Source organism: Streptomyces sp. NPDC043867 (genome assembly GCF_056435845.1).
The window spans coordinates 52656-65449 of record NZ_JBWKDS010000012.1 but is presented as its reverse complement, the minus strand read 5'-3'; the positions used below and the strand labels follow the sequence as shown (position 1 = coordinate 65449).

Here is a 12794-nt window from a genome sequence, read left to right as displayed (position 1 = left end):
CGAGATCTCCCCACAGGAACATCCTGCTCCCGCCGGCCCCCGGGCCGCGCCGTGCCTCCGTACGTCCGCGGGCCTCCGTACGTCCGCGGGCCTTTGTACGTCCGCGGGCCTTTGTACGTCCGCGGGCCTCCGTACGTCCGCGGGCCTCCGTACGTCCGCGGGCCTCCGTACGTCCGCGGGCCTCCGTACGTCCGCGAGCCTCCGCACGTCCGCGAGCCTTTGTACGTCCGCGAGCCTCCGCACGTCCGCGGGCCTCCGCACGTCCGCGGTCCCCGGCCAGGCGGTCCCCGACCCGGCCGCCCTGTAGCCCGGCCGCCCCGTGGCCTGGCGGCCTGGCACCCCCGTGGCCCCCGTGGCCCCCGTGGCCCCCGTGGCCCCGGCGGCCCTGTAGCCCTGTACCCGGCGGCCGTTGGCCCGGCGGCCCAACACGGGACTCTGCCTCGCGGCGCCCGGGGAAGGCCCCCTCGGTGTCACTCGCCCCGCAGGGCCCTGGCCAGCGCGCCCTCGCCCGCGACGTCGACCCGGCCGTCGCGTACCGCCTGGCGGAGCGTCAGTTCGCCCTGGCTCAGGGCGGTGCACGTCCGCGCGTCGAGGGTGAGCCCGGTGTCGGGCTCCGCAGGCGCCGGCCCCTCCCCGTACACCGGGCCCTCCCCGGTTCCCGCCCGGACGTAGAACTCCCCTTCGTCCAGACGGACTTGGACGAGCCCGGCGCCCTCACCCGCAAGGCAGCGCAGCAGCGGCAGCGCGAACCAGTGGGCGCGGACCGCGTCCGTGGGCCGGCGCTCCTGAAGCGCGGGCGCGCCCCACTCCCCGAGCGCCTGCAGCACGGGGAGCAACTGCCGCCCACGCACGGTGAGTTCGTACACGTACGCCGCACTCGGCGGCGGCAGCCTGCGCCTCGTCGTCAGTCCGTCGCGCTCCATGTCCTTGAGCCGGGAGGCCAGGACGTCCGTGCTGACGCCCGGCAGATCCGCGTGCAGATCGGTGTAACGGCGCGGCCCCGCGAGCAGTTCGCGGACGATCAGGAGGGTCCAGCGGTCACCGACGACATCGAGGGCCCGGGCAGCGGAACAGTACTGGTCGTAGCTTCGGCGAGGTGACATGCGACGCAGTCTAGACATGTTGTTGGACTTTCCAAGCGCCTACTTGGTAAAACCAAGCAACACCACAACACGGAGGTGCGCACCGCATGGAGTTCCGGCAGTCGAGCAAGCTCAGCGAGGTCTGTTACGAGATCCGTGGCCCGGTGATCGAGCACGCCAACGCCCTGGAGGAGGCAGGCCACAGCGTGCTGCGCCTCAACACCGGCAACCCCGCGCTCTTCGGCTTCGAGGCGCCGGAGGAGATCGTCCAGGACATGATCCGGATGCTCCCCCAGGCGCACGGCTACACCGACTCGCGCGGCATCCTCTCCGCCCGCCGCGCGGTCGCCCAGCGCTACCAGGAGCGGGGGCTGGACGTAGGCGTGGACGACGTCTTCCTCGGCAACGGCGTCTCCGAGCTGGTCTCCATGGCGGTCCAGGCCCTGCTGGAGGACGGCAACGAAGTCCTCATTCCCGCCCCGGACTTCCCGCTCTGGACGGCCGTGACGACCCTCGCCGGCGGCACGGCGGTGCACTACCTGTGCGACGAGCAGTCCGACTGGTACCCCGACCTCGCCGACATGGAGTCGAAGATCACCGACCGCACCCGGGCCGTCGTGATCATCAATCCGAACAACCCCACCGGCGCCGTCTACCCGAAGGAGATCGTCGAGGGCATCCTCGACCTGGCCCGGCGCAACGGCCTGATGGTGTTCGCGGACGAGATCTACGACCAGATCCTGTACGACGACGCCGTGCACCACAGCGCGGCGGCCCTCGCGCCCGACCTGGTGGTCCTAACCTTCTGCGGCCTGTCGAAGACCTACCGCGTCGCCGGGTTCCGGTCCGGCTGGCTGGTCGTCACCGGGCCCAGGCAGCACGCACGCAGCTATCTGGAGGGGCTGACGATGCTCGCCTCCATGCGGCTGTGCGCCAACGCGCCCGCCCAGTACGCCATCCAGGCCGCGCTCGGCGGCCGCCAGTCCATCCACGAGCTGACGGCACCCGGCGGCCGGCTGCGCGAACAGCGCGACCGCGCCTGGGAGAAGCTCAACGAGATCCCGGGCGTCTCCTGCGTCAAGCCGAAGGGCGCGCTGTACGCGTTCCCCCGCCTCGACCCCGAGGTGCACCGGATCCACGACGACGAGAAGTTCGTCCTCGACCTGCTGCTGCGCGAGAAGATCCAGGTCGTCCAGGGCACCGGCTTCAACTGGCCCCGGCCCGACCACTTCCGCATCCTCACCCTGCCGCACGCCGACGACCTGGACGCGGCGATCAGCCGCATCGGGCGCTTCCTGAGCGGCTATCGCCAGTAGCGCGCCGCGGTCACCGGGCGCGGAGGTTCCCGTCCGCGCGGAGCCGCCGTCTGGCGGAGCCGGTGCTGCGCGCCGCCGGGGCCGGTGGCACCGTACGGGGAGAGCGACGGGAAGGTGCGGGCGATGGGCGATGTGCTTCTGGTGCGGCACGGTGAGACCGAGTGGGCGCTCACCGGCCGGCACACCGGCCGGACGGACGTCACGCTGACCGAGAAGGGCCGCGAGCAGGCGCGCGTCGTCGCGCCCCTCATCGGCTCGCACCGCATCGGCACCGCGTTCGTCAGCCCCCTGCGCCGGGCGCGGGAGACGGCGGAGCTCGCGGGGCTCGACGACGTACGGATCGACGCCGACCTGCGCGAGTGGGACTACGGCGGCTACGAGGGCATGACGACCGTCGAGATCCAGCGCACCCGGCCCGGCTGGTTCCTCTTCCGGGACGGGGTGACACCGGGGCCGCCGGAACGCCCCGGCGAGAGTCCCGAGGAGGTCGGGGAGCGTGCCGACCGGATGCTCGCCAAGGTGGACGCGGCGCTCGCCAACACGGAGGGCAGCGTCGTGCTGGTCGCCCACGGGCACTTCCTGCGGGTCCTCACCGCGCGGCGCCTCGGGCTGCCGCCGTCGGGCGGTGCGCTGTTCCTGCTGGCCACCGGAACCGTCTGCCGGCTCAGCACGGAGCACGGGCGACCGGTCGTCGCGAGCTGGAATGTCAGACCCCCCTCGTAGTCTTCGGGAGTGCCGGTGCCTGCGCGTGCCGGTGACCGTGTTCCGTGCCCGCGCGGGCCCGTGACGTCGACAGTGCCGGGCCCGGGCCGGCCGAGGGGAGGGAGCGCGCCGTGACTCGACCGCCGACCGCCGCCCAGCGGCGCGTCATAGGCGCCGCGGACCCCGTGACGGGGCGGCTGCGGGGCACGGAGACCCAGCTCGCCGCGCTGGTGAAGCGGGGGCTCGCCTTCCGGCACCCACGACCGCCGCACGACCACTTCCTGACGCCCGCCGGTCACCGGGTGCGCGAGGAGGAACCCGCGGCCGGGGAGACGCCCGCCGTCCCCGTCGCGGCCTCCCCCGTCGCGGCCCCCTCCGTCGCGGGTGCCTCCGGGGTCTTCGCCGCGCGGATCGGCGGCGAGGAGGACGCCGCACCGGGCCCTGCCCGCGCGCGTGAGGTGCACAGTGCCTGGCAGGGGCTCCTGGAGCTGCGCCGGATGACCGGTCCGGGCGGCGCCACCGACCGGCCCTGCGGCTGGGAGCGCGCGCATCTAGTGCAGGCCGCCGCCCTCGCCCTGGAGGCAGCGGGCCACCCCCCGGACGGCGCGGCGGGCCCCGGCTACCGGGTCCGGGCCACTGCGCAGCCGGAGGCCGTCGCCGTGCGCGATCCGGACCCCGGGCGGCTGCGGTCCTGCGCGGCCACCCTGGAGAGGGCGGGCTGGCAGGTCAGCACGCACACGGAGCCGCGCACGCGGGAGCAGTACGTACTGGCCTCACCACGGCGCGCGTGAGGTCGGCACGGTCGCGCCACGTGTGACTCCCGGGCCGCGGAATGGCCCGTGGGGCGCGGAATGGCCCGTGGGGCGCGGGAGTTGTGACCTCTGAGACCCGGGCACAGGCGTTCGTCCGCCCGGGTGCGTCCGACCGTCGTGAAGGGGAAGTCGTGGCAGAGCCGTTTTCCGTGGGAGTGACCGTCCGCGGGTACGAGACCGACGTGCAGGGACACCTCAATCAGAGCGTGTACCTCCAGTACGCCGAGCACGCCCGGTGGTCGCTGCTCCAGGCGGCCGGGATCCGGCAGACCGATCTGATGGCCGAGGGTGTGGGGCCGGTCGCGCTGGAGACGACCATCCGCTATCTGCGGGAGCTGCGCGCCGGGGACGAGACCGAGGTGACGTGCGTCTTCGTCTGGGGCGAGGGCAAGACGTTCCGGATCGAGCAGACGATCCGCAGGCTGGACGGCACGGTGGCCGCCGAACTGACCGGTGTCGGCGGACTGATGGACCTCACGAAGCGCAAGCTGGTCGCCGACCCGCGCGCGTACTTCCGCGCCCTGGCCGACGACCCCGCCCTGTTCGGCTTCTGAACCGGACCGGCGCGCGCTCGCCCGGCGTCTGCGTCACGGCCACGTTCTCCCGGCACGGCACGCACGCCCCAGGCGGGCCGCCGGCCCGGCGGAGTCCAAAGTGAGTGCCCGCATGATGCGGTGCTGCGGCCGGGGCGCGTCTCCCCCGCCCCCGCGGCGGAGGAGACGGCCGAGCCCGCCCGTCGGTCCCGGGTGAACGCGCCCTCGTGACCGCGGGCCCACTCCTCGCCCGGGCCCGCTGTGTCTCCGGGCGGCCCGCCCGACGAACTCGCGCCCGGCCCACCGGGCTTGACGGGTATACGTCACTCACAAAGTCTGGTAGGAAACCTTCCTAACAGTTCGTGAACGACGTACTCCCCTCACTGGAGGCACCGTGCACACCCCCCACATACACACCTCGCGCCGCACCCTGCTCGCGCTGTTGGGCGCTTCCCTCGTGGCGGCCCCGGTCGTCGCGACCCAGACGGCGACGGCCGCGGCGGTCGGCCTCGACGACCCGGCGAAGAAGGAGATCGCCATGAAGCTGGTCTCCAGCGCGGAGAACTCCTCGCTGGACTGGAAGGCGCAGTACAAGTACATCGAGGACATCGGCGACGGGCGCGGCTACACCGCCGGGATCATCGGCTTCTGCTCGGGCACCGGCGACATGCTCGACCTCGTCGAGCTCTACACCCGGCGCAAGCCGGGCAACGTGCTGGCCAGGTACCTGCCCGCCCTGCGCGAGGTGGACGGCAGCGACTCGCACGACGGACTGGACCCGAACTTCCCCGGCGACTGGCGCAGGGCCGCCCAGGACACGGTGTTCCAGCAGGCCCAGAACGACGAGCGCGACCGGGTGTACTTCAATCCGGCCGTCCGGCAGGGCAAGACCGACGGCGTCGGCGTCCTCGGCCAGTTCGCGTACTACGACGCCATCGTGATGCACGGCGACGGCGGCGACAGCACCAGCTTCGGCAGCATCCGCCGGCGGGCGCTGGCCAAGGCCAGGCCGCCGGCCCAGGGAGGCGACGAGGTGTCGTACCTGAACGCGTTCCTCGACGCGCGCGTCTGGGCGATGAAGCAGGAGGAGGCCCATTCGGACACGAGCCGCGTCGACACCGCCCAGCGGGTCTTCCTGCAGAAGCGGAACCTGAACCTCGACCCGCCGCTGGACTGGAAGGTCTACGGGGACAGCTTCCACATCGGCTGACCGGTCCGCCCGGGGCGGCGGGACGCCGGCGACGACGGTCCCGCCTTCGGCCTCGCCGAGGAGCCAGGAGGCGGAGGGCGCGGCACACCCGACGTGCCGCGCCCTCCGTGTGCTCCGTGTGCTCCGCGCGCTTCGTGTGCTTCGTGTGCTCCGTGTGCTCCGTGTGCCGGGGCCGTCGGTCAGTGGGCCGGGACCGTCTTGCCGGCCCGTCCCCCGCCGAGCTCCTCACCGGCCTCCATGGGATGGGTGACGTCCTCCGCGTCCGCGTTCCTGCCGAGGTGGTTGAAGACCAGGTTGAGGACCACGGCCGCCACACATCCGGTCGAGATCCCCGAGTCCAGGACGATCTTCGCCGTCTCCGGGAAGGCGTGGTAGAACTCCGGCGCGGTGATCGGGATGATGCCTACGGCCAGCGACACGGCGACGATCAGGACGTTGTTGTCCTTCTCCAGGCCGGCCCGCACCAGGGTCTGGATGCCGCTCGCGGCGACCGAGCCGAACAGGACGACGCCCGCGCCGCCGAGCACCGGCCGGGGCACGACGGCGATGAGCGAGGCGGCCATCGGACACAGGCCCATCAGCACGAGGAAACCGCCGCCGGTGGCGACGACGTACCGGCTGCGGACCTTCGTCATGGCGACGAGTCCGATGTTCTGTGCGAAGGCGCTGCACATGAAACCGTTGAAGAGGGGGCTCAGCGCCGAACCGAGGGTGTCGGCGCGCAGACCCGCCGCGATGGTCTTCTCGTCGGCGGGCCGCTCGACGATCTCGCCCAGCGCCAGCATGTCCGCGGTGGACTCGGTCATCGAGACCACCATCACCACGCACAGCGAGAGGATCGCGGCGACCTGGAACTGCGGGGCGCCGAAGTGGAACGGTGTGGGGAAGCCCACCACGTCCGCGTCGGCGACCGGCCCGAAGTCCGTGACGCCGAACGGGATCGCGACGAGCGTGCCCAGCACCAGGCCGAGCAGGACGGCGATCTGCTTGACGAAGCCCCGCGTGAAGCGGCGCAGCAGCAGCACCATGGCGAGGGTCGCGGCCGCGAGGCCGAGGTAGGTCGTGGAGCCGTAGTCGTGGGCCGTCGGGTCGGGCCCCTGGGCCCAGCCGAAGGCGACGGGCAGCAGGGATATCCCGATCAGCGTGATCACGGTGCCGGTGACGACGGGCGGGAAGAAGCGGACCGCCTTGCAGAACACCGGCGCGGCCAGGAAGCCGAGGAGGCCCGCGACGATGACCGCGCCGAAGATGATCGGCAGGGCGTCGCGCTTGTCGTCGGCGGAGGCGACGACCGCGGTCATCGGCGCGACACCGGCGAAGGTGACGCCGTTGACGAACGGCAGCCGGGCGCCGATCTTCCAGATGCCGAGCGTCTGGAGGAAGGTGGCGAGTCCCGCGGTGAACAGGCACGCGCCGGTCAGGAAGGTCAGCTCGGTGGCGGACAGGCCGACCGCCGCTCCGACGATCAGGGGTGGGGCGACCACTCCCGCGTACATGGCGGCCACGTGCTGGAGGCCGCTGGTCGCCATCTTCAGGGGCGGGAGCTTCTCGTCAACCGGATGCGTCGGCTGACCAGTGGGGACTGCATCGGTGCTGGGCGCGGGCTGGGCGGCCACGGCGGCTCCTCCGGTCGGTTACGCGTCCGCCACGGCGGCGACGCGGGTTTCAGGGAGGTGATGCGCGGTCGTGCGGGACCGGGACGATACGTCAGGGAGAGGGGAGCTCCCCGGCGTTGGCCGTCGCGAGGCTCCGGTTCACCGGCGGCTTCGCGACGGAGACCGTTCCGGGGAGCGCACGTCCACGCGCGCTCCCCGGACCCGGCCACCACGGACCCCGCTCGGGTCCATGGCTACCGGCCGAGGGCCGTCCCCCTCGGCCGGAGATCTGTGGTTGTCAGGCCTGCGCGGCGATCCGCGCGAGGCGCTGTGCCTCGGCCCGCGTGGAGCGGGCGACGGCGTCCTCGTCGACGTTCAGGAGCCGGCTGTCCTCGACGACCGGCCTGCCGTTGACGAGCGAGAGGGTGACCGGGGCCGCCGCGCCGAAGACCAGCGCGGTCACCGGGTCGGCGATCGAGGCGTGGGCCAGGGTGTCCAGCTTCCACAGCACCAGGTCGGCGAGCTTGCCCGCCTCCAGGGAGCCGATCTGGGTGGCCCGGCCGAGGACCTGGGCGCCGCCGTACGTGCCGAGGCGCAGCGCCTGGCGGGCGTTCAGGGCGGCCTCGCGGTGGGCGCCGAGGCGGTTGATCAGCAGGGCGTTGCGCAGCTCGGTGTGCAGTTCGCCCGACTCGTTGGACGCCGTGCCGTCGACGCCGAGGCCGACGGGGACGCCGGCCGCCAGCATGTCGGGGACGCGCGCGATGCCGGCCGCCAGGCGGGCGTTGGACGAGGGGCAGTGGGCCACGCCGGTCTTCGTGCGGGCGAAGGCGGCGATGTCGGAGTCGTTCATGTGGACGCAGTGCGCCATCCACACGTCCTCGCCGAGCCAGCCGGTGGACTCGAAGTACTCGGTCGGGCCCATGCCGAACAGTTCCTTGCAGAACTGCTCCTCCTCCACGGTCTCCGAGCCGTGCGTGTGCAGCCGTACGCCCTTGCGGCGGGCCAGTTCGGCGCCCTGCCGCATGAGTTCGGTGGAGACGGAGAAGGGGGAGCAGGGCGCGACCGCGATCTGGGTCATGGCGTCGAAGGACGCGTCGTGGTGCTCGTCGATGGTCGCCTCGGTGGCGGCCAGTGCCCCTTCGAGGGTCTCGACGGCGAAGTCGGGCGGCAGCCCGCCGTCCTTCTCGCTGCGGTCCATCGAGCCGCGGGCGAGGGTGAAGCGGACGCCCGTCTCGCGCGCCGCCCCGATGATGGCGCCGGACAGGTCGCCGGAACCCTCGGGGAACACGTAGTGGTGGTCCATGGCGGTGGTGACACCGCCGCGCGCCATCATGGCGAGGGAGCCCTGCGCGGCGGCGTAGGCCATCTTCTCGTCGATGCGCGCCCAGGTCGGGTAGAGCGCCACGAGCCAGTTGAAGAGGTTGTGGTCCGTGGCGAGGCCGCGGGTGATCCACTGGTAGAAGTGGTGGTGGGTGTTCACCAGGCCGGGGGTCGCCAGATGCCCGGTTCCGTCGATGCGACGGACCACGTTCTCCAGGTTCTCGGGGGCCTTTCCGGCTCCCACCGACTCGATCCGGTTGCCGGCAACGACGATGTGGCCCGAGGCGTACTCGGTGTCGCCGGCGTCCACGGTCGCGATGGCGCAGTTCTCGATGACGATGCGCTCGACTGCCACGGCGGTTCCTCGTTCTTCCCATCGGCGGACGGACCCGGGGGTCGAGCGGGGTGACGACCGGGTCCGTGGTGCTGTTGTTGCGCAGATGCCCCCGCTCTCCCCCTGGGATGTCGACGCCGGCGCACGCGTCGGGGGCGGTGGTACCGCGGCGGCCCTCGTCGGCCGCCGGCGCGGTACTACAGGTTGGTGAGGTCCACCGGGATGTGCGGCTCGCAGCCGTCGCGCAGGACGGTGGCCTCGATGAGGCCGTACGGGCGGTCGGCGGCGTAGTAGACCTCGTTGTCGTTCTTGAGGCCGAAGGGCTCCAGGTCGACGAGGAAGTGGTGCTTGTTCGGCAGCGAGAAGCGGACCTCGTCGATCTCGCTGCGGTGGTTGATGATGCGCGAACCCATCTGGTAGAGGGTCTGCTGGAGCGACAGCGAGTACGTCTCCGCGAAGGCCTGGAGCATGTGCTTCCGCACCTGCTCGTACGACTTCTCCCAGTGGGGCATCCGCTGCCCGTCGTCGGTCCAGTTGAACCGCCAGCGCGCGGACACCTGCGTCGCCAGGATGCGGTCGTAGGCCTCCTTGAGCGTCGTGTACCTGTCCTTGACGTAGCCCCAGAACTCGGAGTTCGTCGAGTTCATCACGACCAGGTCCTTGAGGCCCGAGACGACCTCCCACTTCTCACCGTCGAAGGTGATCTGGGTGACCCGGGTCTCCTGCCCGTTGCGCACGAAGGAGTGGTTGACCTCGTCGGCGCCGATGAACTGCGAGTTCGCGTCCGACGTCGCGATGCGGTCCCAGGCGTACTCCTCGATGCGGATGCGCGCCCGGTGGATCGGCTCCTGCGAGGTGACGAAGTGCCGCGCGAGGTGGATGCCGAACTGCTCGGCGGACTCGATGCCGTACTCCTTGGCGAAGGCGTACACCGTGTTCTTGGTGGTGTCCGTCGGCAGGACGTTCGCGTTGGAGCCCGAGTAGTGCACGTCGTCCATGTCGCCGCTCAGCGCGACGGAGACGTTCAGGTCCTTGATGTGGTGCGTGTCGCCGTCGCGCGTGATCTTCACGACGCGGTTCTCGGCCTTGCCGTACTGGTTCTGTCCCAGCATCGTCATGCGGGCAGGGCGGGATCGGTCGGTCATGTCTGCTAGCTCCCTCGGTAAACGGAGTAGCCGAACGGGTTGAGCAGCAGCGGTACGTGGTAGTGCTCGCCCGGTACGACGGCGAAGGTGATCGCCACCTCGGGGAAGAACGCACCGCTGTCCCGATTCGCGGGGGCGTCCTGCTGCGCATCGGCTTGCTTCTTCTCGAAGTACGACTCGACGGCGAAGTCGAGCCGTACGTGGGTCGTCCCCTCCGGCAGCGCCGGCAGGTCCTTGCACCGTCCGTCCGCGTCCGTCGCGGAACCGCCGAGCGGGCGCCAGTCCGCTTCGCGTCCGCCGCGGGCGGCGAGACGGACGGCGACGCCCCCGGCGGGGCGCCCTGCGCTGGTGTCCAGGATGTGGGTGGACACGGAGGCCGTGCTGTCGGTGCTCATGCCTGCTCTTCCTGTACGAGGCCGGTCAGCCGGATGCGGTTGATCTTTCCCAGTTCGGTGCGGACGATCTCCCGCTCCTGCTCGGGCGAGTTGCCGATCCGCTCCCGGACCGCGTCGCGCATCTGCTCGCCGGTCCGGCCGGTGGCGCAGATGAGGAAGACGTGGCCGAACCTCTCCTGGTACTCCAGGTTCAGTTCGAGCATCTCCGTCTTCAGCTCCTCGGAGGCACCGGCCATGCCGCGCTGCTCCCGCGAGGAGGCCGGGTCCCCCGGCTTGGGGCGTCCGATCGGCGGGTGCCCGGCCATCGCCTCCGCCAGGTCCGCGGGGGTCAGCTCGGCCATGGCGGCGTCGCTCGCGGCGAAGAGGTCGTCGGCGGTGGCGTAGGGGCGGCGGGCGAGCAGGGTGCGCGCCCACGCCGTGGAGGCGCAGACCTCGTGGAGGGCGGCGCGAGCCGCGTGGTCCTCCAGGGCGTTGAACCGGGCGAGGCCGCCGGGTGTCGTACTCGAAGTCACGGGAAGCCTCCGTGGCCTTGTGCTGGACGGGCTGCGGACAGCTAACGCCCTCGGAAACACCACGTCAACACTTTGTTGAAAAATGCGGGTAACAAAAACCGCCGCCCGGGCGACACGGACGGCGGCTCACCACGGGCGGGGCGACCGGGGCCGACTCGGCCGCGTTTCCCCTGGTCAGAACCTCGCACCCGGCGACGCGGTCAGGATTCCTTCTCGCGGTTCAGGTAGTTGTAGACGGTGAAGCGGCTGACGCCCAGCGCGCTCGCGACCGTCTCCACGCCGTGGCGCACCGAGAAGGCGCCACGGGCTTCCAGTATCGCCACGACCTCCTGCTTGGCCTTGCGGTCGAGCTCGGCGAGGGGCTTGCCCCGCTTGCGTTCGAGGGCGGCGAGGATGTGGTCCAGCGAGTCGGCGAGCTGCGGCAGCCGTACGGCGACGACGTCCGCACCCTCCCAGGACAGCACGACGTCGTCGGCGCCGGCCTCGCCGGGCGCCAGCATCTCGCCGCCCATGGCGTCGACCAGCGGCTTGACCGCCGTGACGAAGGGGTCGTCCCCGATACCGGTCACTTATCGCCCTCCCCGACCACGTTCACCTGGAGCGAGACCCGGGTGGCGCCCGCCTCCAGGGACCTGCGCAGCAGGGCGTCGACGGCGGTGAGCACCTCGTCGGCGGCACCCTCCGCGGTGTTGCCGAACGGGCCGACGTCCACGGCGTCCAGCTCGGCCGCCTCGACGACCTCACGGGCGACCAGCGCGTGCCGCGGCGCCTCGTCGAGGTCGAAGGGCTCGGTCGTGAACTCCACTCTCAATCGCACCCGCTCAACCTACTGCGCGGTGTCGATTTTCCGGCAGCCCCCTCTTGACAAGCCGCGACACCCGGCGGCAATCTTCCATTAAGCAGAAACGAACTTCCGCAATACGGAACATCGATACGGAAGGGAGCGCCGACCCCATGGGATTCGCAGAGCAGCGCTTCAACGTCAACCTGTCGATCCTCTTCACGGAACTCCCGCTCCTGGAGCGCCCCGCGGCCGCCGCCGCGGCGGGCTTCACCGCGGTCGAGCTGTGGTGGCCCTGGGTCGACTCCCCCACCCCCGAGCAGTCCCGGCTCGACGCCCTGAAGAAGGCGATCGAGGACGCGGGCATCCGGCTGACGGGCCTGAACTTCTACGCCGGGCAGCTGCCCGGCCCGGACCGGGGCGCACTGTCGCTCCCCGGCGCGGAGTCGGAGAGGTTCCGCGCCAACATCGACGTGGCCGCCGCGTTCGCCGAGTCGCTCGGCTGCAAGGCGCTGAACGCCCTGTACGGCAACCGCGTCGAGGGCGTGGACCCGGCCGAGCAGGACGCGCTCGCCCTGGAGAACCTGGTGCTCGCCGCGCGGGCCGCCGACCGCGTCGGCGCGATTCTCCTGATCGAGACCCTGAACCAGCCGGAGTCGCCCCGCTATCCGCTGGTCTCCGCCCCGGCGGGCGTGGGCGTGGTCGACAAGGTCAACGCCGCGACGGGACTCGGCAACGCCAAGTTCCTCATGGACCTGTACCACCTGTCGATGAACGGCGAGGACCTGCCGTCGGTGATCGAGCGGTACGCCGACCGGACCGGACACGTGCAGATCGCCGACGACCCGGGCCGCGGCGCGCCCGGCACCGGCTCCCTCCCGCTGGAGGACCTGCTCGACCGGCTCGCGAAGGCCGGGTACGCCGGCTGGGTCGGCCTGGAGTACAAGCCGGGCGACCGGCCGAGCGCGGAGGCCTTCGACTGGCTCCCGCGCGAGGCCCGCGCGGCCCGCTGACCACCGCCGCACGGCACGCCCGGACGCACGGCGACGCGACCGCG

The 12794-nt window shown here is 71.8% G+C and carries 14 protein-coding genes; 6 read left to right on the top strand and 8 right to left on the bottom strand.

What is annotated here, in order from left to right; genetic code table 11:
* Window positions 1-470: 470 nt before the first annotated feature.
* Window positions 471-1103, bottom strand: a complete 633-nt coding sequence (locus AC069T_RS14425) for a winged helix-turn-helix transcriptional regulator (RefSeq protein ID WP_478783043.1) — start codon at window positions 1101-1103, stop codon at window positions 471-473.
* A gap of 86 nt (window positions 1104-1189) precedes the next feature.
* On the opposite strand from AC069T_RS14425, the gene AC069T_RS14420 reads away from it, so the two are divergent.
* The 5 genes from AC069T_RS14420 to AC069T_RS14400 all read left to right on the top strand — a co-directional run bounded on the left by AC069T_RS14420 (window position 1190) and on the right by AC069T_RS14400 (window position 5655).
* Window positions 1190-2398, top strand: a complete 1209-nt coding sequence (locus AC069T_RS14420; RefSeq protein ID WP_478783042.1) for a pyridoxal phosphate-dependent aminotransferase — start codon at window positions 1190-1192, stop codon at window positions 2396-2398.
* Window positions 2399-2521: 123 nt separating this feature from the next.
* Window positions 2522-3121, top strand: coding sequence for a histidine phosphatase family protein (locus AC069T_RS14415; protein ID WP_478783041.1), 600 nt, complete (start codon window positions 2522-2524; stop codon window positions 3119-3121).
* A gap of 110 nt (window positions 3122-3231) precedes the next feature.
* Window positions 3232-3891 carry a hypothetical protein gene (locus AC069T_RS14410; RefSeq protein ID WP_478783040.1) on the top strand — a complete coding sequence of 220 codons (660 nt, stop codon included), beginning with the start codon at window positions 3232-3234 and terminating at the stop codon, window positions 3889-3891.
* 152 nt (window positions 3892-4043) lie between these two features.
* A complete protein-coding gene (locus AC069T_RS14405; RefSeq protein WP_478783039.1) occupies window positions 4044-4466 on the top strand; it encodes an acyl-CoA thioesterase in 423 nt (140 codons plus the stop codon).
* Window positions 4467-4839: 373 nt separating this feature from the next.
* Window positions 4840-5655, top strand: a complete 816-nt coding sequence (locus AC069T_RS14400) for a chitosanase (protein WP_478783038.1) — start codon at window positions 4840-4842, stop codon at window positions 5653-5655.
* 179 nt (window positions 5656-5834) lie between these two features.
* Here the strand turns inward: AC069T_RS14400 and AC069T_RS14395 are convergent, their stop codons facing one another.
* From AC069T_RS14395 to AC069T_RS14365, 7 genes are all read right to left on the bottom strand, one after another.
* A complete protein-coding gene (locus tag AC069T_RS14395) occupies window positions 5835-7184 on the bottom strand; it encodes a nucleobase:cation symporter-2 family protein (RefSeq protein ID WP_478783150.1) in 1350 nt (449 codons plus the stop codon).
* 364 nt (window positions 7185-7548) lie between these two features.
* Complete coding sequence (locus AC069T_RS14390) at window positions 7549-8925, bottom strand: 8-oxoguanine deaminase (RefSeq protein ID WP_478783037.1); 1377 nt, start codon at window positions 8923-8925, stop codon at window positions 7549-7551.
* Window positions 8926-9101: 176 nt separating this feature from the next.
* Window positions 9102-10049 carry a factor-independent urate hydroxylase gene (gene pucL, locus AC069T_RS14385; RefSeq protein ID WP_478783036.1) on the bottom strand — a complete coding sequence of 316 codons (948 nt, stop codon included), beginning with the start codon at window positions 10047-10049 and terminating at the stop codon, window positions 9102-9104.
* A 5-nt stretch (window positions 10050-10054) separates the two neighbouring features.
* Window positions 10055-10444 (bottom strand): hydroxyisourate hydrolase, encoded by a 390-nt coding sequence (gene uraH, locus AC069T_RS14380; RefSeq protein WP_478783035.1) that lies wholly within the window; start codon window positions 10442-10444, stop codon window positions 10055-10057.
* Entirely contained in the window at window positions 10441-10956 is a 516-nt protein-coding gene (gene uraD, locus AC069T_RS14375; protein ID WP_478783034.1) for a 2-oxo-4-hydroxy-4-carboxy-5-ureidoimidazoline decarboxylase, read from the bottom strand. Before uraD ends, uraH begins: the two co-directional genes overlap by 4 nt.
* A gap of 200 nt (window positions 10957-11156) precedes the next feature.
* The gene (locus tag AC069T_RS14370) at window positions 11157-11525 is read right to left on the bottom strand and encodes a helix-turn-helix domain-containing protein (RefSeq protein ID WP_478783033.1); all 369 of its coding nucleotides are present in this window, start codon (window positions 11523-11525) and stop codon (window positions 11157-11159) included.
* Complete coding sequence (locus tag AC069T_RS14365; RefSeq protein WP_478783032.1) at window positions 11522-11773, bottom strand: YkoF family thiamine-binding protein; 252 nt, start codon at window positions 11771-11773, stop codon at window positions 11522-11524. Before AC069T_RS14365 ends, AC069T_RS14370 begins: the two co-directional genes overlap by 4 nt.
* A gap of 137 nt (window positions 11774-11910) precedes the next feature.
* Between AC069T_RS14365 and AC069T_RS14360 the strand changes: the two genes are divergently transcribed.
* Complete coding sequence (locus AC069T_RS14360) at window positions 11911-12750, top strand: TIM barrel protein (protein ID WP_478783031.1); 840 nt, start codon at window positions 11911-11913, stop codon at window positions 12748-12750.
* Window positions 12751-12794 lie beyond the last annotated feature (44 nt).